Origin of the sequence: Buttiauxella sp. A111 (assembly GCF_014189855.1) — a bacterium.
Lineage (GTDB): Bacteria > Pseudomonadota > Gammaproteobacteria > Enterobacterales > Enterobacteriaceae > Buttiauxella > Buttiauxella selenatireducens.
Genome location: NZ_BJFN01000001.1, coordinates 42,401 through 64,415, shown reverse-complemented (window position 1 = coordinate 64,415; position 22,015 = coordinate 42,401). Strand labels below are relative to the sequence as shown.

The 22,015-nt window shown below is 49.7% G+C and carries 19 protein-coding genes; 7 read left to right on the top strand and 12 right to left on the bottom strand.

Going from position 1 to position 22,015, the window contains the following annotated elements; genetic code table 11:
- Positions 1–96 precede the first annotated feature (96 nt).
- From BSPA111_RS22505 to BSPA111_RS00265, 4 genes are all read right to left on the bottom strand, one after another.
- A complete protein-coding gene (locus BSPA111_RS22505) occupies positions 97–261 on the bottom strand; it encodes a YnfU family zinc-binding protein (protein WP_221200547.1) in 165 nt (54 codons plus the stop codon).
- Between the two features lie 134 nt (positions 262–395).
- On the bottom strand, positions 396–1,562 hold the full coding sequence (locus tag BSPA111_RS00275) for a methyl-accepting chemotaxis protein (protein WP_183269227.1): 1,167 nt from the start codon (positions 1,560–1,562) through the stop codon (positions 396–398).
- 203 nt (positions 1,563–1,765) lie between these two features.
- The gene (locus tag BSPA111_RS22770) at positions 1,766–2,356 is read right to left on the bottom strand and encodes a YSC84-related protein (protein WP_183269226.1); all 591 of its coding nucleotides are present in this window, start codon (positions 2,354–2,356) and stop codon (positions 1,766–1,768) included.
- A 277-nt stretch (positions 2,357–2,633) separates the two neighbouring features.
- Positions 2,634–2,903 carry a hypothetical protein gene (locus tag BSPA111_RS00265; protein WP_183269225.1) on the bottom strand — a complete coding sequence of 90 codons (270 nt, stop codon included), beginning with the start codon at positions 2,901–2,903 and terminating at the stop codon, positions 2,634–2,636.
- Between the two features lie 362 nt (positions 2,904–3,265).
- Between BSPA111_RS00265 and BSPA111_RS00260 the strand changes: the two genes are divergently transcribed.
- From BSPA111_RS00260 to BSPA111_RS00245, 4 genes are all read left to right on the top strand, one after another.
- Positions 3,266–4,453: a TCR/Tet family MFS transporter gene (locus BSPA111_RS00260; protein ID WP_183269224.1), complete on the top strand. Its 1,188-nt coding sequence runs from the start codon at positions 3,266–3,268 to the stop codon at positions 4,451–4,453.
- 67 nt (positions 4,454–4,520) lie between these two features.
- Positions 4,521–5,318, top strand: coding sequence for an ABC transporter ATP-binding protein (locus BSPA111_RS00255; protein ID WP_183269223.1), 798 nt, complete (start codon positions 4,521–4,523; stop codon positions 5,316–5,318).
- 171 nt (positions 5,319–5,489) lie between these two features.
- Positions 5,490–6,452, top strand: coding sequence for an ABC transporter substrate-binding protein (locus BSPA111_RS00250; RefSeq protein ID WP_183269222.1), 963 nt, complete (start codon positions 5,490–5,492; stop codon positions 6,450–6,452).
- Positions 6,449–7,453, top strand: coding sequence for an iron ABC transporter permease (locus tag BSPA111_RS00245; protein WP_183269221.1), 1,005 nt, complete (start codon positions 6,449–6,451; stop codon positions 7,451–7,453). The genes BSPA111_RS00250 and BSPA111_RS00245 overlap by 4 nt, the downstream gene beginning before the upstream one ends.
- A 3-nt stretch (positions 7,454–7,456) precedes the next feature.
- Here the strand turns inward: BSPA111_RS00245 and BSPA111_RS00240 are convergent, their stop codons facing one another.
- Positions 7,457–7,966, bottom strand: a complete 510-nt coding sequence (locus BSPA111_RS00240) for an Rrf2 family transcriptional regulator (RefSeq protein ID WP_183269220.1) — start codon at positions 7,964–7,966, stop codon at positions 7,457–7,459.
- A 226-nt stretch (positions 7,967–8,192) separates the two neighbouring features.
- Here BSPA111_RS00240 and BSPA111_RS00235 point away from each other — a divergent pair, with 226 nt between their 5' ends.
- Positions 8,193–9,392 (top strand): NAD(P)/FAD-dependent oxidoreductase, encoded by a 1,200-nt coding sequence (locus BSPA111_RS00235; protein ID WP_183269219.1) that lies wholly within the window; start codon positions 8,193–8,195, stop codon positions 9,390–9,392.
- A 76-nt stretch (positions 9,393–9,468) separates the two neighbouring features.
- On the opposite strand, the gene BSPA111_RS00230 is transcribed toward BSPA111_RS00235, so the two are convergent.
- Complete coding sequence (locus BSPA111_RS00230) at positions 9,469–9,753, bottom strand: VF530 family DNA-binding protein (protein WP_183269218.1); 285 nt, start codon at positions 9,751–9,753, stop codon at positions 9,469–9,471.
- A gap of 146 nt (positions 9,754–9,899) precedes the next feature.
- On the opposite strand from BSPA111_RS00230, the gene dsbG reads away from it, so the two are divergent.
- Positions 9,900–10,664, top strand: coding sequence for a thiol:disulfide interchange protein DsbG (dsbG, locus tag BSPA111_RS00225; protein WP_183269217.1), 765 nt, complete (start codon positions 9,900–9,902; stop codon positions 10,662–10,664).
- An 83-nt stretch (positions 10,665–10,747) separates the two neighbouring features.
- On the opposite strand, the gene BSPA111_RS00220 is transcribed toward dsbG, so the two are convergent.
- The 6 genes from BSPA111_RS00220 to ygfK form a co-directional block, all read right to left on the bottom strand.
- A complete protein-coding gene (locus BSPA111_RS00220; RefSeq protein ID WP_183269216.1) occupies positions 10,748–12,199 on the bottom strand; it encodes a tagaturonate reductase in 1,452 nt (483 codons plus the stop codon).
- Between the two features lie 145 nt (positions 12,200–12,344).
- Entirely contained in the window at positions 12,345–13,784 is a 1,440-nt protein-coding gene (locus BSPA111_RS00215) for a sensor domain-containing diguanylate cyclase (protein WP_255459188.1), read from the bottom strand.
- 148 nt (positions 13,785–13,932) lie between these two features.
- Complete coding sequence (gene glsB, locus BSPA111_RS00210) at positions 13,933–14,859, bottom strand: glutaminase B (protein ID WP_183269214.1); 927 nt, start codon at positions 14,857–14,859, stop codon at positions 13,933–13,935.
- Positions 14,860–14,946: 87 nt separating this feature from the next.
- Positions 14,947–16,413 carry a nucleobase:cation symporter-2 family protein gene (locus tag BSPA111_RS00205; RefSeq protein ID WP_183269213.1) on the bottom strand — a complete coding sequence of 489 codons (1,467 nt, stop codon included), beginning with the start codon at positions 16,411–16,413 and terminating at the stop codon, positions 14,947–14,949.
- Between the two features lie 19 nt (positions 16,414–16,432).
- Positions 16,433–17,758, bottom strand: a complete 1,326-nt coding sequence (gene ssnA / locus BSPA111_RS00200) for a putative aminohydrolase SsnA (protein WP_183269212.1) — start codon at positions 17,756–17,758, stop codon at positions 16,433–16,435.
- A gap of 2 nt (positions 17,759–17,760) precedes the next feature.
- Positions 17,761–20,865, bottom strand: coding sequence for a putative selenate reductase subunit YgfK (gene ygfK / locus BSPA111_RS00195; protein ID WP_183269211.1), 3,105 nt, complete (start codon positions 20,863–20,865; stop codon positions 17,761–17,763).
- A 310-nt stretch (positions 20,866–21,175) separates the two neighbouring features.
- Between ygfK and BSPA111_RS00190 the strand changes: the two genes are divergently transcribed.
- Positions 21,176–22,012, top strand: a complete 837-nt coding sequence (locus BSPA111_RS00190; RefSeq protein ID WP_183269210.1) for an XdhC family protein — start codon at positions 21,176–21,178, stop codon at positions 22,010–22,012.
- Positions 22,013–22,015 lie beyond the last annotated feature (3 nt).

The following is a 22,015-nucleotide window of genomic DNA, read 5'->3' as shown; positions in this document are numbered from 1 at the left end:
AGGGATTTAACAGCTGCAAGATTCTTTACAGTATAGGTTAAGATTTGTTCGGCTTTGCGGGAATAGCTTTCCGAATACCGTCTCTGACAAAAGGGATTAGCGCGGTATAACGAACAGCGATTTACATTTTGGGCAGAGCAGCGTTTGCCCCAGTCGGACTTTGTTTGCGGGATGTGAGGATTTGCTTCCGCAGATAGGACATGTCACCGAGCTATTTGCCGCATTACCGAAGCGCTTCATTGCGTAATCTAAGAGGGACATGATGATTAGCCATTTCAATGAATGAGGTTCATCGTATCACGCCCTGAACAAATAGCGCACAAGTTATCCTGTGCCAACTGTCTTCGGGCGGATATGGCTACAACAATGGCAATTGGGCATTCAAAAACGCTGAATTAAAACGTTTGCCATTGCCCTTCTTCTGCCTGCTTTAACGGCTTAGTGCGAACGGCTCGTGATACGACAGAAGTGACCACACGCTCTTCATCACCCAGACGTAAGTTGTTGGTTCTTTTTTGCAACTCAACCACCTGGTCTTTAAGCACATCAGAAGAGTGAGCCAGTTCGACAACCACTGCTGCGTTGCTGTGGGTGACTTTTTCCAGCTCTGACAGCGCGATGGTAATTTGCTGGATCCCCTTCTCCTGTTCATTCGTCGACAAGAAAATATGTTCCATCAACAGATTTAGATCGTCTGAACCAGAAACAATATCGTGCATATTTTTTTCTGCTTCAGAAACCAACTTCGCGCCTTGCATCACATTAATATTCGTTTGTTCAATTAAAGACTTAATATTCTTAGCGGACTCTGAGCTTTTTTTCGCTAACACTCTGACCTCACCCGCAACCACGGCAAACCCTTTACCGTGTTCTCCCGCTCTGGCCGCTTCGACCGCGGCATTTAAAGCCAGGATATTTGTCTGGAAGGCGATCCCATCGATTATGCTAATAATCTCGGTCATCTTTTTTGAGCAGTCAGTTATCGACACCATATTCTCAGTGAGTTTTTGCATTAAATCACTGCCATGCCCTGCTGACTTATGCGCTTCACTGGTGATGGTGTTTAGCTGACGGGTGTTTTCTGCGTTGCTCTTCGTTCCTGCGGAGATCTCTTCCATGCTCGCTGCGGTTTGCATCAACATGGCCGATTGTTGTTCCGTTTTTACCGAGAGATCCGCACTCTGATTCGCCAGTGTGCCGGACAGCTCGCTGGCTGAATTTGAAGACTTTCTTATATCTATCACCAAACTGGATATTTCTTTCGCCAGGCTGTTTATGCCTGGAATTAACTTTCCTGCACAGTTATTCCCGAACTCGGCTATCGATATGGATAAATTTCCGGTGTTTATTTCATCGATATTTCTTTTAACTTCGTTAATCGGTTTAACAAGATAGCGAGTCATGTAAGCCCACAAGATAAGAAGCAAAGCCACTCCAACCGCATTCAGCATAAGTAAAACGTTAGTATTTGCTAATAACAAGAAAGCCATTAAATTCATTAACGCAATTGATATTGCTGTACAAACAACAATCACGGTTCTTACGCTGTAATCTTTAAACATGCTTCAACCTATAACATATTTCACGGGTACCTATATTTATCGGTGATATTGATGAGAAATCCAGTGAGCAAATAAAATCGAAGCTAAATACTGACATAAGCAAATGAAATAGTCATTTACACTTCCTTACATCATGAGCCGGGTGTAGAGGGACAAAAAAAAAGCATAAAAAAAACGGTGCACAAGGCACCGTTTAAAATGTGTTATTTACCGTTTAGCGCATCATCTGGCCAGTATTTATAGCCATTAATCATGGCCTGCGCAGCAAGGCCTTTTTCGGTAAGTTCGTAGGAATAAAGCGGCTTAGGCAGCTCGACCGAACTTGGTGCGACAGCACCCGCCGAAGCATTGACGGCTGGCAAACCTTGATTGTCATATTTAGCTGCGGCATTCGCATCCGCGCCGACAATATAGCCATTCTTGATAAAATCGTTCAGCGCTTTGCTGTCATTGAAAATCAGAATCGTGCGTAGTTGCTTAACGCCCAAACCAACACCGGCTCCAGCCTGAGCCATTTTCATATAGGTGTCTTTGCCCGTTTTGTGATTCTTCACAACGCCGTAACCACTGCCAAATCCAAATGTCAGAATTTTACTGCTGTTGGCGGAGAATACCGCGTAGCCTTTAGATTTCAGGATTTGTTTACGCGCTTCAGGATGAGCTTGATACAACTTTGATAACGTATCAATACGCATATGTTGGATAGAGTTACGTTGCTGACTCGCGGTATCGCCTTTAGCGCTACAACCGGCAATTGCCAGAATGGCAATAAGAAGTATTTTTTTAAACTGCATGTGCATCCTAACCCATGTTAACAATCGGTGATTAAACAAACAAAATTGATTAAATTCCGAATTAAGGAGGCGGATGTTATGACACAGCAGAGGTTCTGGTTAATTTTTTTGTGCTATGAGTCACTTTTTTTGTTTAATTTTAAATTAATTAAATGTTGATTAATTTTGTTTAAGTTTAAGCGCAATGAACAGAAGTCGTGGATATTCTTTGAGCAAATATCATTAGCCACTCTTATTGTTTAGCTTTTATCCCTGTGCACTCTCAACCGCCCGGACATCAATTAAAAAGATAAATCAGCGCAAATACGATGAATGCGAAGATTGATATAAAAACGACAGAGGCGGAAAAGCCCCCTAAGGCATCCATGTTGTCGCGGGTGTTCTCGTTGAGTTTATCGATGGCCTCCTGCTTGCTCTCAGCTTCAAACTCCAGCGGGTATTTTTTAAAGCCATCTTGTTTTAACTTTTTGATCTCCTCTTTTGACAGCATGCTGCGGGCAAAAATTTTAGTGGCTTCATCTTTAACATAAAAAACATACTTTTCCATGCATCTACTCCTCAGTGCGAAGTCACCACAGATTCTGCGGAGGACTTGGTTTATCAATATGAATCAATTGACTATCACCATAAACTCGCAGCCATGTAAAAAGGTTTAACCCGGTCAAAAAGTAGCGAGAACCCACATGATTAATTGTCATTGAGGACCTTTAATTTGTCGACGTGTGTGATATAAAGACGACCTCGCGAAAAAGCGGCCACGATTTGACTACACTCTCGGTGGTCGCCACACACGTCTACAATGCGCTCCGCGCCATTTTCGACCAGCGTCCTTAAATGCCTGAACACTTTTCAGGTTTGTCACAGGTTCAGCATCTTAGTGCGCAACCTGATTACCGACGGGAACGCTTTATGAATAAACCACTTATCGTTATTTTCACGACTATTGCCCTTGATGCGGTTGGCATTGGGCTAATCTTTCCGATTCTTCCTTCGCTGCTAAAAGAGATTACGCACAGTGGGAACGTCGCTATTTATATCGGCACGCTGACTGCTTTGTATGCCGTGATGCAGTTCGTGTTTGCACCTGTGCTCGGCACACTCAGCGACCGTATTGGCCGCAGGCCCGTCATGCTGTTATCTCTTGGCGGTGCGGCAGTAAATTACGTGTTTCTCGCCTTCTCGCCCAATCTGGCATTACTGTTTGTAGGGCGCGCCATTGCAGGAATGACGAGCGCCAATATCTCCGTCGCCACCGCTTATCTCACCGATATCTCTACGCCAGACAAGCGAGCCCGGCATTTCGGTCTACTCAACGCGATGTTTGGTATCGGTTTTATCATCGGCCCAGTTCTGGGAGGCATGCTTGGTGATTATTGGGTCCGTCTGCCCTTTATCGCAGCAGCGGTACTTAACGGAGCTAATTTCCTGCTCGCGCTGTTGGTTTTGCCGGAGTCCCATCAGCCTGAACGTAAGAAACTGAATCTTTCAGCACTTAACCCTCTGCTCCCGTTTCGCTGGGTGTGCTCCATGAAAGGACTGATGCCGGTGGTGCTGACGTTCTTTATTCTCAGTGCCACAGGTGAGGCATACGGGATTTGCTGGGCGCTGTGGGGTTTTGATGCTTTTGGCTGGAATGGTTTTTGGATAGGTTTATCGCTTGGAGCATTTGGTTTGTGCCAGGCACTGGTTCAGGTGTTTCTGCCCGGCCCTGCGGCAAGGTTATTTGGTGAACGGGGTGCAGTATTCGTTGGGATCAGCTGCGCCTGCATTGCACTGGTTAGCATCGCCTTTGCACGTGAAAGCTGGATGGTATTCGCAATTATGCCGCTATTTGCATTAGGTGGCATAGGGACGCCAGCGCTTCAGGCTCTGGCAACCCGGCAAGTCGATGCGCAAAGTCAGGGGCAATTCCAGGGCGTTCTGGCCTCCGCCGTGAGTCTCGCGTCCATCATCGCCCCGCTGTTCTTCTCTGCATTCTATTTTGCAGTACAGAAACAGTGGCCCGGCGCTATCTGGCTTTCAGTCGTAGCCGTTTATTTGATAGCCATTCCTCTGGTGATGTTGGGCACACGCAGACCCACGGAGGCGACCGCCTGAGTGCATGAGAAAATTCACTTAAATTTTGATATCCTGGGAACCATTGATTCTGTAAATGATTTGTCTAATGAATGCGTCAACCTCTGAAAACATGCTATCAGTTCGCGATCTCACACTCTTTTTTACCGGTAAAACGCCGCAGGTCGATGCCGTCTCTTTTGAGGTTTACGCCGGAGAGTTTGTCTCGATTATCGGTCCAAATGGCAGTGGGAAATCGACACTCCTACGGCTCATCATCAATGAGTTGCAGCCTGCCTGTGGTGAGATAGTATTTCAGGGCAAAATGCTGCGCGCCATGACGCCTATGGAACGCGCGCGTCGCGTTGCGCTGCTAACCCAACATGACAATGCTGATTTACGACTGACGGTAAATGAGTATGTGGCGTTGGGGCGCATTCCGTGGCAGGCCGAACGCCCGAAAACGGAACATGACGATGTTATTGCCGATGCCATTCATGATGTCGGCATCGCTCACCTGAAACAGGTGGCGCTGGGGAAATTATCCGGCGGCGAACGACAACGCGCGGGTTTTGCCCGTGTGCTGGCGCAACAACCGACGTTACTCTTACTCGATGAGCCGACAAATCATCTCGACCCGCTCGCCCGCCATCAGTTACTGAGCCTCGTTAAGCGCAAAAACATCACCACCGTGGCGATATTGCACGATCTTGAATTGATTCAACCGTTTTGCGACCAGGTGATCATGATGAATGCAGGCCGTCTGGTTTGCCGTGGTACCCCTGCGGAGGTGTTGGATTCTCCCTGGCTTGAGAAAGTTTTCGGTATGCAAAGCCTGCACGTGATTCACCCAAAAAACGGCAAAACAGTGCGCATCTTTGAAGCGCTACCCTCTGAAATTGATTGATATACAAATAATTAACCATTAATTGATCTGATCGGATCTATTCACGTTATCAATTCCTGTAAGGTGCGGCGGTCTCAAGGGGACGGAGTTCTCCGCCACCGGATGATACCGTTCTGGCGAAAGTCGCGAGCCGGTAAGTGAGGAGCCACACCTCACGAATCAGGAGTTTGTATGAAAACATTAATGCTTGTTGCGGCACTCTTAGCCGCGATGACCTTCCGTGCCGGTGCCTCCGGTTTTCCGGTAACGGTCGATAACTGCGGAAAACCGCTGACCTTTACCGCCGCCCCAAAACGCATGGTCGTTCATGACATCAATATGTCTGAGATGGCGTTTGAGCTACATCTGCAACCTGAAATTGTCGGCATTACGGGCATTTCCGGTTGGTACAAAAATATCCCGGACTTTACCCGTTTGCAGGGCAACATCCCTGAACTCGCGCCCAAATATCCCTCCATGGAAACACTGCTGGCCGCCAGGCCTGATCTGGTTTTTTCCGGCTGGAACTACGGTTTACGCGGCGATGTAACGCCACAGGCGTTGGCAAAGTTCGGTATCAAAACGCTTATTCTGACCGAAAGCTGCAATCACGTTAATAACCATCGCGCACGGGCCAACATGGATTTGCTGTACGGCGATATGGAACGTCTGGGCAAAGTCTTTGGCAAAGAAGAAGATGCGATCAAACAGGTGGATAGCTGGAAAAAGCAGGTTGCCGATATCAATAAGAAAACCGCAGGACGGAAACCGGTGCGGGTTTTCCTTTACGACTCAGGCGAAGATAAACCGTATACCAGCGGTGCTTACGCTATGCCAACCGCGATTATCGAAGCGGCAGGTGGTAAAAATGTCATGGATACGCTGGATAAAAGCTGGACAACCACCAACTGGGAAAGCGTCGCGGCAACTCAGCCGGAATTCATCATTCTGATGGATTATCAGTCTGACTTTAACGGCGGCGCGGACGGCCTGGAACGGTTCCTCGAGCAGCATCCGTTAATGAAAAATACCCCTGCGGTGCTTCATCACCGTTACCTGCGACTTAAATATCAGGAGATGACGCCCGGCCCGGCCAATATCACCGCCATCACAAAAATTGCCCGTGCACTTTATCCGGACGCGTTTAACGGATGATCGCCGATAAACGTTTTTTACTGGTGTGGCTTGTGGCCCCGTTTTTACTGGCGGGACTGACTCTGGCAAGCGTTGCGAAAGGCAGTGTACCGCTCTCTTTTTCCGACGTGCTGATCGCGCTGAACGTCCTACCAGGAGACGTTTCGCCGATGATAAAAAGCATCGTGCTGGAGCTGCGTTTGCCGCGCACGCTACTCGGAATGATGGCGGGAGCGGGCCTTGCGTTAGTAGGTTCGTTGCTACAAACCACCACGCGGAATGATTTGGCTGACCCTTTTTTGTTTGGCTTATCTTCAGGGGCTTCTGCCGGTGTGGTGCTGGTGATCACCCGCCTGGGTGACAGCCTCGGGTCCTGGACAATGCCTGTCGCCGCCTTTGTCGGCGGGATGCTCTCTGCGGCAGCCGTGATGATAATCTTTATGTCTCAGTCACATAAAGGAACGGAAAAGCTGATTATCTGCGGCCTGGCCGTGTCATTTTTGTTTGGGGCTCTTACCAACTACCTGATTTTTTCCGGTGACCAACGCGCGGCCAGTAATGCGCTGTTTTGGGCTCTGGGGGGATTGGGATTGGCCCGTTGGGATAATCTTGGTTTTGCAGCCATCGCACTGCTAATGCTGACGACCTTAATTTCGTTACGCTGGCGTTCTTTGGATGGATTGCTGGCGGGTGAACAGACGGCAGGATCGTTAGGCATTAACGTTTTGCGCCTACGAACCGAAGTCTTTCTTTGCTGCTCAATCGCCACTGCAATCCTGGTTTCGCTTACTGGTGTTATCGGTTTTGTCGGGTTGATGGTGCCCCATCTGGCGCGGCCATTTTCTGGCGTACGGCATCGCAGATTGTTACCCCTGGTGGGCGTCCTGGGGGCAATTTTGCTGTCTGCCGGGGATATCCTTAGCCGAACGCTCACCGCCCCCCAGGAGCTGCCGATTGGGATCATCACCGCAGGTGTCGGCGGTATGTTCGTACTGTTTATTCTGCTGCGACGGGCGAACTAGTTGTCATGCATCATTTCGACGACGGCCAATCCACTCTTCAATCTGTATAGGCAATGCTTCCGGTGCTTTTCTGAACATACGCCGCGCTAAATCCAGCACGGTATGCTGCGCAAGCGCTTCTTCCATTCGTTGTTGAGCCACCAGCATAACTTGCCTCACGCCGCATATTCCTTCGCAAGCCCAGGCGGGGGCTGGTTCATCGAATATCGCCATGCGTTGGCGGATTTCCTTGCAGTCGAAAATCGATTTTTCGCCATCAATGGCGGCGACGATATCCAGCACGGTAATCTGGTCAGCCGGTTTCGCCAGCCGAAATCCCCCGCCTTTTCCTTCGGTACTCTCCACAAGGCTTGCTTTAGACAGTTTGGTAAAAATCTTGGCCAGATAGTCATACGGTACGTTTTGCAATTCTGCGATTTCGCGCACACTCATCTCACGGCCATCGCCTTTGCTATCAACCAAACACATTAAGCTATGGATGCCGTACTCCACGCCAGAACTGTAAAATGCCATAACTTCTCCGCCCAGTTAAATCTTAGTTAGATGATAAATCCTTCCCGATCGTGAAGCAATTCTCGCGCACGTTCTTTCTCAATGAACTTTTAAATATAAATAAAATTCAATTGGTTAATTGATTTTTATTTATCACGCATCGTAAAAGTATTGATCTTATTAACTACGACCAATATGATCGCAGTTAATAAATCACGTCACTTCCAAAACATCGGAGCAATAAAGCATGAAACAGCAAGTACTTATCTTGGGCGCAGGGTTTGCAGGAATGTGGGCGGCATTGAGCGCGGCACGCTTAACGGATCTTCACGATCGTGGTGATATTGAAATTACCGTGCTGGCTCCACAGCCTGAATTGCGTATTCGCCCGCGTTTTTATGAAGCCGGAGTAGAGAGTTTTGCCGCCCCGTTGCTGCCGCTGTTTGCTGCAACAGGGGTGAAATTTATTGCCGGTTCCGCGCGTGAAATTGATGTCGCCAGCAAACAGGTTTGGTACCACACAACACAAGATCAACTGAACGCCATTCACTACGACAAGCTGGTATTAGCGACCGGCAGCCATATCAACCCCATTTTCCCTGGCGCTAAAGAACACGCATTCGATGTAGACCAACTGGAAAGCGCCGCTCGCCTGGAAAAACACCTCAACCAGCTGGCACAACAACCCGCCAGCGAAGCGCGCAACACCGTGGTCGTTTGCGGCGGCGGGTTCACCGGCATTGAATTAGCAACCGAATTACCAGCACGCTTACGCGCAATTTTGGGGGATGCTGCGCCAATACGTGTGGTTATCGCTGACCGCAGCCCGGTCGTCGGTGGGCGTTATAGCGAAGAATTGTGCCATGTCATCAAACAAGCAAGTGACGAACTGGGTGTGGAATGGATGCTCAATGCCGAAATTGAAGCCATTGACGAACGCGGCGTTACATTTAAAAACGGCGATTTTATTGCTTCAAACACGGTGATTATGACCATGGGTGTGCAGGCCAGCCCGCTTACCGCTCAAATTCCTGCCACACGCGATGCACAGGGACGTTTGCACGTTGACCAGAGCTTAAAAGTCGTTGGCCAGCCGGACATTTACGCGACCGGAGATGTGGCTTATGCCCGCACCGATGAAAAAGGCAATACGGCTTTAATGACCTGCCAGCACGCGATTATGCTGGGGCGTTTTGTCGGTAACAACGTCGCCGCTGACATGCTGGGAGTGGCTCCATTACCCTACAGCCAGGTGAATTATGTGACTTGCCTGGATTTGGGTGGCTGGGGAGCGGTTTATACCGAAGGTTGGGATCAAGTGGTTAAATCGACGCGAGCAGAAGCGAAGAAAATTAAAATCGCTATCACCAGCGAATTGATCTACCCGCCAAAAGCCGAGAAAGAAGTGGCCTTTGCCGCGGCAGATCCGTTAGCACCGTTTGTGTGATGGTGACACTGTCACGTAAATAATAACACGATACCCTGGGTGGATTAGCCTCGCTTATCCACCCAGGCTGCCTCTGCTACTCTTTTTTACCCTGCCAGTTTGCCCACGGGCTGTCAGCAGGCACATCGTTCGTCACCTCGTTTGCTGTCTCTATCATATCGATATACAGGTCTTCGACCTCTTTACGCGCCCACGGGGTGCGGCGGAGAAACTTGAGGCTGGATTTAACGCTTGGGTCACTTTTAAAACAATTGATATTGATCCGTTTCGCCAGTTCTTCCCATCCAAAACGCGCAACTAATGCATTCACAATGGCTTCAAGTGTCATGCCATGCAGAGGGTCTTTTGATGAGTGGGTCATAATGCGTCCAATGAATCTGAATAATTGCGCATACGATAGCAAAATAACGCCCTTTCATCTTTCTATACCCGAAACTTTCCTTCCGGGCGTCCGACATGTAGCCTACCCGAGCATACATTCATCAAGATAATAATAAGGATGACATAATGAAACATGCCGTATGGACTCTGTCGCTTGCACTGCTTACCAGTACTTCGCTACTGGCAGCGGACGCAAAAATCCCTGTACCGATTAGCGCCTTACAGCAGCAAGGATTTGAACTGAAAGGTGAATTTAAAGGCCCAGGGAATTTACCGGGTTACGTGATGCAATTTCAGGGACAAGGCACAACCGTGTTCCTGACGCCTGATAAACAACACGCGATCATGGGTAATCTGGTCGATGCCGCAGGCAAAAATCTCAGTGATGCTCAGGTAGAAAAATGGGTCTATGCGCCGATGGCCAAAGAGATGTGGCAAAAACTCGAGAAGAATAAATGGATTGCGGCGGGCAAAGCTGACGCCCCACAGATTGTTTACGCCTTTGCCGATCCTTACTGCCCGTATTGCACCCAGTTTTGGCAAAATGCGCAGCCGTGGCTGAACTCCGGTAAGGTACAACTGCGCGTTTTGATGGTCGGGATGCTTCGCCCTGACAGCGGTCAGAAAGCTGCTGCGATAATGATGTCTGAAAATCCGGCTAAAACGCTGGCCGAGTATGAGAACAGCAAGGGCAAAATGCCGTTAGCCATTCCTGCGACCATCAAGCCAGACATCACAAAAGCGCTGGAATCCAATCTGGCGTTGATGGACGAACTGGGTGGTAGTGCGACCCCATCTATTTATTACCTGAATAAGGAAGGTCGCCTGCAACAACATCAGGGTCTGCCTGACGAAGCAACCATGAAAGTCATTATGGGTGACGATAAATAGCCAACTCAATGTGACGTTGTCACTTTTTAAAAGTTAAAAAAGTGCCTGTGTACAACAACCACAGGCACTCTGTTACGAATCGCTTAGCAGTATCGAGCAACAGCCGCGCGCATTCCCTGGTTCAAAATGGTCTTAAGATCTTCGCTCACTTTAGCCACCAGGCCTGCGACCTGTGTCAAATCCTGGCCCCAATGATCGCTGTCACTTAACACGGTTTCAACCAGTTGTTGTTCGGTGATTTGCTTATCGCCAAGTGCCGTCCACAACTGCTTATAACGCACTAACCAATGCTCATCATCCTGTAAAGGATAGCTTTCGTTGTTACGCTCACCTTTATAGAAAGCAATCAGTGCCGCCAGGGCGAAAGTCAGACGCGGAGGCAAAGTCCCAGTCGCCTGCTGGCCCGCCAACAGTTGCGGCAGAATGCGGGTGCGGAACTTGGTCATGCCGTTGAGCGCGATAGACAGCAACTGGTGCTGAATATACGGGTTCTGGAAACGGCTGGTGACTGCCTGGGCGAACGACTGCAATTCGTCACGCGGCAAATCCAGTACCGGAATGATCTCTTCAGCAATGGTTTTTTCTACGAAGGCGCAAACTTCAGCGTCGTTCATGGATTCGCCAACGGTGTTTAAACCAGCAAGATACGCAACCGGAACCAGAGCGGTATGAGCCCCGTTCAGAATCGCAACCTTACGTTCTTTATACGGTTTGATGTCGTCAACAATCAGCACGTTCAGCGGGAATTTATCCAGACGCAACTCTTGCGCAAGCGATGCCGGCCCTTGAATCACGAACAGGTAGAAGTGTTCCGCTGCCGCAAGGAAGCTATCTTTGTAACCCAAAGATTTTTCGATATCGGCTGCTTCATCACGCGGATAACCCGTAACAATACGGTCTACCAGCGTTGAACAGAATGTGTTGGCGTCGTTCAGCCATTGAGTGAAGGCGGTTGGCAGTTCCCATTCTTGCGCGTAACGCAGAACAAGTTCTTGTAGCGCATCACCGTTATAGTCGATGAGTTCGCAAGGAATGATCACCCAACCTTTGTCAGCAGCACCGTTGAAGTGGCTGAAACGTTCGAACAGTAAACGGGTCAACTTTGCCGGATAGCTTACTGCTGGCGCATCTTCAAATTTATCGCCCGCGTGGTAGCTGATACCCGCTTCGGTGGTGTTGGAGAACACAAAACGCATATCTGGGTTATGTGCCAGTTTAAGGAAGCTTTCATACTCTTGATAGACGTTGATTTCTCTATTCACTGAACGAATCAGACGCGCGTCGCTTACCGCTTCGCCCTGCTCGTTCAGGCCACGGATAATCGTAGTGTAAAGCCCATCCTGAGTGGATAACGACGGTGGGAATGCACTGTCTATCGGACGTACGATAACCACACCCGCATTTAAGTCCGTATGTTCATTGAGTAAATCGACTTGCCAGTCGATGAAAGCACGCAGGAAGTTGCCTTCACCAAACTGGATAATACGTTCTGGATATTGAGCGCCAGGGAAATCATGACGATTAAGTGTTTTCACTATGTTGTTCCTTGGTGTGTACAGGATGAACGACCACAAATATCCTGAACAAACTATCAGAACTCAAAGAAGTGAAACCCCGTTTTGATCAAACAAGAGTTGTTATACCAATTATTTTTGGTACAACAACTCTCGCCCAGATCGGCTAAATCTTGATGACACATTCGTTAAGCGACGCCATGCTGGTCTGATTGCGCCCATTGCGCTTAGACAAATACAGGTACTTATCGGCTTGCGCGAGTTGTGAGTTAAACGTATCCAGCAGCGTCTGGTTTTCCGTCGAGGTTGCCGCAAGACCAATACTCACGGTGATAAACAGTGTTTGTTGCTGGTAACGAAACGCCGTGAGCTCAATATCCTTACGGATTTGCTCGGCGAAGGCATAACCCTCTTCTTCGGAGCGGGTGCTACACGCCACCACAAATTCTTCGCCGCCAAGACGCGCCACCAGCCCTTCATTGCCCACGGTTTGCGATAAGCGCCTGGCAAACGCGGCCAACACGATGTCGCCACATTCGTGACCATAGTTATCATTTATACGTTTGAAGTAATCAATATCCAGCAACATGACGCAGAGCTTTTGATCGGGTTGATGCATCAGTGGCGCTTTGTTTTTCAGCGCTTCATAAAGACCTGAACGGGAGTAAATCCCCGTGAGATAGTCATAATCGGCTCGCAGCGAGGTCTGTTTAATCAGCCGGTTAATTGCATCCACGCTGACGGAAACGATGAGCGGGCAAATCGCCATAGTGGCAATCCCCAGACGTGCGGAGAACATCTCGCTCACCACCAACGGTTTATTCGGGTGAATAGCGATAATGGAGTTGGACAGTAAAATAATCTCTATCCCTCCGGTTAATAACGTCACTAACGCGGTCACGGGCAAAGGATAACGGATCGCACACCAGATAAGGGCAGGCAACGGAAACGCCAGGCTACCAGCACCACCGATGGCTACCGATGCGAGAACCGAAACGATAACACCCAATAGTGGATAGATTTTAGATATATGGAAGTCGGGCAATGTCTTCCACTGCGGCCATGTTGCCATCAGCAAGAACGGCATCATCAAAACACCCGTCGAAAATTGCTCGCCAAACCAGTCAGTAAATAATGAAAGGAATTGACGGTAATCTGACGATGGGCCAGTGGAACCTATTGAACCTAATAAAGAACTGAGAATTGACCCAATCAAGCAGGTATAAAAAAGATTAAACGCATTGAGCGCCCAATTGCTTTCATCTTGTGTCCTGGAATAGCGCAGTAATAATCGCGCAACGACAATAATAAATACCATATTCGATAAGTTTATTATCGCCGATTGCCACCCCCAATGCGTGGTGAAAGCGTCGTAAACCACCATCGCGCTGTAGCAAACAAAATAATACACAGACCGATTGAGGAAGGGATTGCGTACAAACACCGCCGCCAGCACCGCGTTGAGCGGCCAGAACAGCGACAGCTCGTCAATCAGACGAAGTGACGCACCAAAAAAATAGAACAAAGTGGTAATGGCAAATATAATAACGGCGTTTAACAAATATTTTTCTGGCGAAAATAACTTAATGTAATTTTGATTAGACATGCTGTTCTGACTCATAATTATGCATGCACTGCGTAAAGAATTTACACATTGATATTCGGGATGTGTGCAAAAAATAAAACCTAGTTTAGCATATTAAATCTGGTACAACCTGCGGCCAACCAGGCTAATGCACAGCATCCGTAATAATTTAAAAAATAGAGCGTCCAATCCGTTGTGCCAGAATTTCGAGGGCGGCGGTTCCAGCTAACGAGTTACCCGATGCATCCAATTCTGGGCACCAAACTGCAATCGACATTTCCTGTGGAACGATGGCGATAATGCCACCCCCTACCCCTGATTTGCCAGGCATTCCTACCCGATACGCAAACTCACCGGCACCATCGTACATCCCGCTGGTGACCATCAGCGCATTGATTTGTCTGGCTTGTTGAGCCGTGATAATTGGCGCATCAAGGTGCAATGCGCGCCCCTGATTGGCCAGAAAAAGAAAGGTTTTCGCCAGTTCATTGCAGCTCATTTTCAGTGCGCAATAGTGGAAATAATTCTGCAGGACGGTAATGACGTCGTTATCAAAATTACCAAATGATTTCATCAGCCAGGCGATGGCCGCATTGCGCGCCGAATGTTCGAACTCAGATTTCGCAACGCGGGAGTCGTATGCCAGATCGGGTTGTTCCGCGATGGCCCGCACAACTTCCAGCATTCGCTGTTTCGGCGCACTCAGGCGGGTCTGCAACATATCACACACCACCAGTGCCCCGGCATTAATAAACGGGTTGCGGGGTTTGCCTTGCTCAAGTTCCAGCTGGAGTAATGAATTGAAGGGTTGCCCTGAAGGCTCTTTACCCACGCGCGCCCAGATTTCGTGTTCATCATAACGTGCCATGGCAAGCGTCAGACTCAGCACTTTTGAAATGGATTGAATGGAGAACCGTTCTGCTGCATCCCCGGCGCTAAACATGTCGCCGTTGACCGTACAAACTGAAATTCCCAGTTTGTTTCCAGGAATTTCAGCCAACGCCGGAATGTAATCAGCGACTTTGCCCTGGCCAATGAGTGGACGAACCTGCGCCAGAATATCTTCGAGCAATTGATTATTTAAAAAGACGGGCACCACAGACTCCTGTACGGAATAACAAGCGCCGCGAGTATAACAGAGCCAGCGCTTGTGATGCAGATATATGCCCGTAACCCCGCGTAGTTAGTGCCCTTTTTGTATACCCATTGCCCGTTCTTGCCTTGCGCGTCTGACCAGCAACCAGACTCGTACCGTGCGAATAGCCGCACTACGCGCAGCGGTCGTGGTGTTATCCACCTCGTTGTCGTTACAGTCACAGACCGGTTCATGATGACGCCCACCGTTAAGTGCCAGGTTGGCCACAATCGCCACCGCAGTACCAATGGTGATGCCACTGTGTAAGAACATACCAATGCCTTCGGGCAAATGTTGGAAGAGTTGTGGAACCAGCACCGGCAGCAGCCCGATACTCAGCGTTAACGCAACAACCATGCCGTTATTATTGTTGCGATAATCCACCTGCCCCAGCGTGCGTATTCCCGCCACGGCCACCATACCAAACATCACGATCCCAGCCCCGCCAAGCACCGGCTTGGGAACTGCAACGACCATCGCGGCCAGAACCGGGAATAGCCCCATGACGATCAGAATGCAGCCAGCCACACCGACAATAAAGCGACTACGTACCCCTGTCATACTCACCAGCCCGACGTTCTGGGCAAAAGCCGCATAGGGAAACATATTGAAAAAACCAGCAGCCAGGGTTGCAGCGCCAGTGGCATAAAGCCCACGTTTCAGTACGTCTTTATCCGCTTTGCGCCCAACGATTTCCCCCATCGCCATCATCGAAGACATGGTTTCTACCATCACCACAATCATCACCATCGAAAGCAGTACGGCAGGCACAAGGTGAAATTCTGGTTTTGCAAAACGCATAACCGTGGGAAAAGTTATCCAGCCGATGTCATCAAGCGGGGTAAGCGTGAGTTTACCCATACAGACATACACCAGGCTGCCCACGATAATACCTAACAGCACCGCGATATTTTTCAGCATACCCGTTGAGAAAGTGTAGATAACCAGAATCACCACCAGGGTGAAGACCGCCATCACCAGTGAGCCCCAACTGCCAAAATCAGCAGCGTGGGTATTGCCGCCACCTATCCAGCCACCTGCTACAGGTAAAATCGACAGGCCAATAAGCGTGACGATGGTACCCATCACCACTTTCGGGAAAAACCGCACCAGGCGGCTGATCCATGGAGCACACAGAATGGTGAAAATCCCCGCCACGATAACCGCGCCGGAAATCCCCCCCATGCCATACTGCTGCCCGATTAGACTCAGTGGGATCAGTGCTGCAAAGGTACACCCCTGGATAATGGGCAAGCGGCTGCCAATCCAGCGACCAATACCGATTGACTGCAAAATGGTGCCGCAGCCACAGATACACAGATCGGTACTGATCAATAAAATGATCTGTGAATCGGTAAACCCTACCGCTTTACCGATGATAAGCGGCACAGCAATCGCCCCGGCATACATCACCAGCACATGCTGAAAGCCATAAATAATCATCAACCCCAGCGGCAAAATCTCGTCTACTGGCTCGACTGACCGCCTGGCGGCCAATTGCGAAGAACTGTTCATTATGTTCTCTCCGTGTGACTTACAGGCTATCCATTCTTGCCCACAGCTTTTGCGCACTATTACGTGCTTCGCGATAAAGGTTCTCCACGCTTTGCGGGAAGGCTTTATCTTCGTACACCATTTTTCCCTCCACCATCACGCTATCAACGTGGCTGCTGTTGAGCGCAAAGGCAAAATGCCCGGCGAGGTTTTCAGCCTGTAGCGGCGTTGGCGAGGTGTAATCCAGGATCGTGAGGTCAGCCTTATAACCCGCAGCCAGCTTCCCGAAACGAGCCCCGAAATTCTCTTCGAGGATGGAATTACCCTGGTACAACATGGCAAGGAAACTATTAGGCCACAGCGGCCCTCCGGCATCGCGATGTTTAAAGTACGCAAATTTCAGCTCTTCAAACATATCGGCACCAATACCATCTGTGCCTAATGCCACATGCTGCAACGCGGTGAGTTGCCGGTTGTACCCAACATGGTTGTTCATATTCGAACGCGCATTATGGGCAAGCGTCGCACCGCGCTGATTCAGCAAATTGATTTCGGTATCGCTGAGATAAAGCCCGTGGGCGATAAGCGTTTTCTTGCCGATTAAACCGGCTTCATCCAGTCGCACGATGGGGTCGCAACCGTACTTATCATGGGAGTGAGAAACATCGTAGCTGTCTTCCGCCACGTGAATGTGCAGCCCCCGCCCGGTTTGATCGACTGCCTCTTTCAGCATCTGCATGCCCGCATCCGGCAGCGTAAAGGGCGCATGTGCGCCGATATGTGCCTCGACAAGGTACGAGCCAGAAGATGCCACTTTCTGCTGGTCGATAAGCTGTGCAAAAGCAATGTTCTCTTCCACGCCTTTTTCCAACTCATCCAGCCCACCATTGCGATCGGTGGTTTCATAGCAGGTCATGCCACGCAATCCCGCCTCAACAAACCCTTTACGCAGGATGTTTAAAGATCCCTGGATTGCGCACGGTGAAGCATGGTGGTCGATAACAGCACTGCAACCGTGGCGAATGGCTTCCAGCGAGCAGATTACGCCGCTGTAATAGAGTGATTCCTCATCCAATGCGCGGTCCAGCCGCCACCAGAGGTTTTTTAACGTTGAGATGAAGTCCGGGCATGGCGCAATAGACGCCATAATTCCGCGAGCCAGCCCCGAGTAAAAGTGATTGTGTGCGCAAACCAGGCCAGGCATCACGATGCGCCCGTGCATTTCTTTGCTTTTCGCTGCCGGATACCGGGCTGAAAGGTTGTTGCCCACATCAACAATCAGGCTACCTTCAACAGCAATATCAACACCTTCAAGCACGCTTGCCGGGGCAAACTGCACTGCCGTGGCATTCTTTAGAATTAACATAGTTATTCCTCCACGCTACCCAGCAGATAGCTGTGATGCTGTTTGATGTGGGTGATAATGGCGCTGACTTCTGCAAGTTCCGCAGGAACATCGCTTAATGAGCCATCGGCCTCAACAGACAGATTCCAGATCTCCTGCTGGTGGCGAACCAGACATTCGTTGTTGCGCCACATGAAGCCGCAGTTAGTGCTGTTAATGAAGTCGTTCTCCAGGCTGAAGATGGTGAATTTGTCTTTGTAAGGTTTGCCCTGCCACGGGCAGAACTGTGAGCAGTTGCCGCATTCGTTGCAGTAAGCATCCAGATGCAGCGTCTGGAAACGATCTTTAAAGCCGGGGATGGAAATGGAAACGTTGGCGCGATTAGGACAAACATCGACGCATTTGGCGCAAACATAGTTGCACTCCAGACAACGCTGCGCTTCTTGTTGCGCAAAGGCATCACCCGCGTCAGCTTCAATCTGTTTAACGGCGACCCGCCCCTTACGTGCATAAGTGGCAACAGGATCGTTATTCAGGCAGCGTTTATCGCCTTTATCACTACGGATATTCTCTTGTGCCAGAATGGCATCCGTCGCTTTGCGCGCCCCGGCAATCGCGGAGACGATAGACAACGGTCCACTTTGCACATCACCAATCAGGAAGACTCCAGGCGCTGTGGTTTCCAGCGTTTGCGAATTAAGACGCGGATAGCCTTTATCATCCAAAGGCACGCCCATGCGAGAAAGCAGCGTGTAGTTCGGGCTTTCGCCGATGGCGGAGATCAGCGTATCCACGGCCAGGATTTCGGTTTGATCTGTGGCAACAGGTTTACGACGGCCCTTTTCGTCTGGTTCGCCCAGTTTCATCACTCTGACTTGCAATTGACCATTTTCAAGGCGCTCCGGATTGGCAAGGAAACGGAACTGCACGCCTTCCTCTACGGCCTCCTCCACCTCTTCAGGCCATGCCGGCATTTCATTTTTGCTGCGACGATAAACAATGGTGGCGCTTTCCACACCAGGAATACGCAAAGCGGCCCTTGCGCAGTCCATCGCCGTATTCCCGGCCCCGACAACCGCCACATGACGCCCCACGTTCAGTGCTTTGCCCTGGTTAAAAGCGCGCAGGAAGTCGAATGATTTATAAATATTACGGCTATCACCCTCCAGAGGGATGCCATTGTTGCTTTCCGCGCCAATCCCGATGCAAACATAGTGGAAACCCTTCGCCTTGAGTTTTTCAACCGTCAGATTTGGCTCACAGTTAAAGACAAATTCCACGCCATGGGCGGCAACAAAATCGATATCGTGGCAGATTTTCTCTTCCGGGATACGGAACTGTGGAACAATGTTTTTCACCACGCCGCCGGCATTGGCCTCACGCTCGAAAAGTGTCACCTTATGGCCGGCACGGGCGAGGAAATAACCCGCAGCAAGCCCGGCAGGACCAGCACCAATCACCGCAACAGGGTGTTTTTCACCGGAACCGGCAGGTTTATGCCAGCGACTACGGTATTCAGCCGATCCTTTAGCCACCACCAGATCTTTAATGGCGCGAATGTTCAGCGAGTTTTCGTAATCAAGACGCGTGCAGTTGTACTGGCACTGGTGGTCGCAGATATGGCCGGTAATGGCGGGCAGAGCATTGCGTTGATAAATCAGTTCAAGTGCATCTGCGTAGCGACCTTCACCCGCAAGGCGTAGATACTCCGGGATGTCCTGGTGAATGGCACAGGCGGTAACGCAAGGCGCGACGTAACAATCGGTTAAAGGAAGCGGCCCGCCCGCATTAATCTGCTCCTTACTCTTCCACTCTTTCTGCGTCCATTTTTGTGTTAATGCATCTGCGGCAAGTTTTTCGAGCTTTGCCACATCAACGGAGTGTCGTTCCCAGCCGTCTCCTGTAGCCAGAATTTCCGCACATTTCGCCAGACGCAGATAGCCGCCCGGTTTGAGCAGATCCGTTGCCATCGTGATGGGATGAATACCAGTAGCAAAGATATCGGCAATATTAAACTGGCTGGCGCCACCAGAATAAGATATAGGCAACTGCCCCTGGAAAGCATTAGAGAGCAACGCAGCCACGTTGATTGATAAAGGGTACAAGGCGCGGCCAGACATATACATCTCTTCACCTGGCAGGTGGCCTTTATGGTTGATAGTACCCAGTGTGTTAGTGAGTTTAACGCCAAATTCGCGCCCCACCGTTTTCCCTTGCGCCATCAAACGCTGTAGCATTTCCAGCGCCTGATCGAGCTTAAGATCGTGGGCGAAAGATTCTTCCTTCAGACCGATATAATCAAACCCACAGCCGTCCAGAATTTCGCGCACACGTGAATACCCCAATAGCGTTGGGTTAAGTTTCACGAAGGTATGTAATTTCTTTTCGTTCAGCATATAGCTGCATATCGATTCTATTTCGTCCGGCGGGCAGCCGTGCATCGTAGAAAGCGTGACGCCTTTTACCATCGTGGCAGGAATTCGTTCAGGCAATTTCGTTAATTCTTCGCGCCGCGCTTCCAGGCCCATCAGCGAAATAAAGGCATCGCTTGAGAGCAAATTTTTTAACTGCTGACGATAAGATGCAAATTTGGCGTTATTCGAGGCATCAATCATTTCGTCGATAAATTTTTGCATCGCAGGCTGCTTAATACCGTCGAGGTTATAGCCTACGCTCATGTTAAATATAAATGAGCGCCCTCTTATTCCATGACGAGGGGAAAATAGTTCTTCAAGCAGCCACAGCGCAAACCACGCCTTGGCATATTCGTCCCAGGCTTTTAGCAGCGTGAACTCCGTCGACCACTCCGTATTAAAGGCTTCGTCTTCTGCATCAATACAGGGTTTTTCCAGCTCCAGCCTGTCCAGAATTTGCACGGTTTTCAATTCGATAAAACTGCCGCCTGTAAGCCAGGAGGTGATGATATTCTGGGCAAGTTGGGTATGCGGTCCGGCTGCGGGGCCGACCGGGGTGTCACAGGTTTCACCAAAAATAGTGAGCTGTTTACGGGGATCGCGTGGATAAAACTCGCTTTCCGGGATGCCAAAAATAGAGCGATTCGCTTCATATTCGGCGAACACGCGCTGTAGCAGTTCGCTAAAGGGAATCGGACGCATAATATCACACATAGTCATTGCTCCTTAATAATGTGGCCTTTCGCCTTACTGGCATTTTTTACAACAGCAGAAGCAACAACCGCGCCACCGCGCAGCATCTTTGCCGCGCAGTGCAGAATATGTGAAGGGGATCGCATGACTGGGTGGATATGGCATAAATTCAAATGCCACTTTGATATTTATCGAACGTTTAATTTCAAATTAAGAAATGTTTTATCGTAATGAGACGTTAAGAGAGTCATCGCGCTGAAATAACGCTATTTATTGCAGGGCATAGTTATTGCATGAATGAAAACAAATGGTTTCTGAAACGGGAGTCGTCATGAGTATTTTTCAGCAGGCATGCCTTTGTGAAAACAAAAACCGCAGTTTTGCGCTGATCCACATTATTGAATCCAGAGGCTCCACGCCACGCCATTCGGCAAGTATGCTGGTCACCGAAACGGGTGAAACCATCGGTACTATTGGCGGCGGCATGATGGAACGGTTGGTGCTGGATAGAACGCGGCAGGCGCTGGCCGACGAGTGTTCCTGCGTTTTTCAAGGCAGAATGGCGCGACAGGGTGAGCACGCCGTAGGTTCTGACTGTGGTGGCGCGATGACAGTCCATATCGCGGTTTATCCCAGGCGACCGTCGTTGATACTTGTCGGCGGGGGCCATGTTAACCGCGCGATAGCCCAGGCAGCAGTACCTCTGAATTTTGATGTCCATGTGCTGGATACCTGGCAGGAGAGCCTTGATCACCCTGACATGCCAGCAGCCTGTCATCGCATCTATGGAAATTCGTTTACCACTTTGATATCTGACCTGCCTCTGGATGATAAAAGTCTGGTGATTATCGCCACCAATCACCAGGACAAAGAATCCCTCGACGCATTATTACCGCGCCCTGCCCGTTTTCTTGGCCTGCTGGCCAGCAGCCGCAAAGTGCATCACTTTAAACAACAATTACAGCAGGAAGGTGTGGCGCAGGAGCAGATCGCGCGTTTGCGTTCGCCTGTGGGGTTAGATATTGGCGCCGAAACGCCACAAGAAATTGCGATCAGTGTGCTCGCAGAATTGTTGCTGGCCATAAAAGGGGCTAAAAAAATGGCGTCTGGCAAGCCTGAGGCTATTCATGCTGATGAGGTAAAAATGGCGACCAGCGTCGCCATGTAATCA

What these genes read in the sequence shown, in the direction of transcription:
- BSPA111_RS22505 (WP_221200547.1), bottom strand. Translation starts at nt 261, where the DNA reads ATGTCCCTCTTAGATTACGCAATGAAGCGCTTCGGTAATGCGGCAAAT.
- BSPA111_RS00275 (WP_183269227.1), bottom strand. Translation starts at nt 1,562, where the DNA reads ATGTTTAAAGATTACAGCGTAAGAACCGTGATTGTTGTTTGTACAGCA.
- BSPA111_RS22770 (WP_183269226.1), bottom strand. Translation starts at nt 2,356, where the DNA reads ATGCAGTTTAAAAAAATACTTCTTATTGCCATTCTGGCAATTGCCGGT.
- BSPA111_RS00265 (WP_183269225.1), bottom strand. Translation starts at nt 2,903, where the DNA reads ATGGAAAAGTATGTTTTTTATGTTAAAGATGAAGCCACTAAAATTTTT.
- BSPA111_RS00260 (WP_183269224.1), top strand. Translation starts at nt 3,266, where the DNA reads ATGAATAAACCACTTATCGTTATTTTCACGACTATTGCCCTTGATGCG.
- BSPA111_RS00255 (WP_183269223.1), top strand. Translation starts at nt 4,521, where the DNA reads ATGAATGCGTCAACCTCTGAAAACATGCTATCAGTTCGCGATCTCACA.
- BSPA111_RS00250 (WP_183269222.1), top strand. Translation starts at nt 5,490, where the DNA reads ATGAAAACATTAATGCTTGTTGCGGCACTCTTAGCCGCGATGACCTTC.
- BSPA111_RS00245 (WP_183269221.1), top strand. Translation starts at nt 6,449, where the DNA reads ATGATCGCCGATAAACGTTTTTTACTGGTGTGGCTTGTGGCCCCGTTT.
- BSPA111_RS00240 (WP_183269220.1), bottom strand. Translation starts at nt 7,966, where the DNA reads ATGGCATTTTACAGTTCTGGCGTGGAGTACGGCATCCATAGCTTAATG.
- BSPA111_RS00235 (WP_183269219.1), top strand. Translation starts at nt 8,193, where the DNA reads ATGAAACAGCAAGTACTTATCTTGGGCGCAGGGTTTGCAGGAATGTGG.
- BSPA111_RS00230 (WP_183269218.1), bottom strand. Translation starts at nt 9,753, where the DNA reads ATGACCCACTCATCAAAAGACCCTCTGCATGGCATGACACTTGAAGCC.
- dsbG (WP_183269217.1), top strand. Translation starts at nt 9,900, where the DNA reads ATGAAACATGCCGTATGGACTCTGTCGCTTGCACTGCTTACCAGTACT.
- BSPA111_RS00215 (WP_255459188.1), bottom strand. Translation starts at nt 13,784, where the DNA reads ATGTCTAATCAAAATTACATTAAGTTATTTTCGCCAGAAAAATATTTG.
- BSPA111_RS00205 (WP_183269213.1), bottom strand. Translation starts at nt 16,413, where the DNA reads ATGAACAGTTCTTCGCAATTGGCCGCCAGGCGGTCAGTCGAGCCAGTA.
- ssnA (WP_183269212.1), bottom strand. Translation starts at nt 17,758, where the DNA reads ATGTTAATTCTAAAGAATGCCACGGCAGTGCAGTTTGCCCCGGCAAGC.
- ygfK (WP_183269211.1), bottom strand. Translation starts at nt 20,865, where the DNA reads ATGTGTGATATTATGCGTCCGATTCCCTTTAGCGAACTGCTACAGCGC.
- BSPA111_RS00190 (WP_183269210.1), top strand. Translation starts at nt 21,176, where the DNA reads ATGAGTATTTTTCAGCAGGCATGCCTTTGTGAAAACAAAAACCGCAGT.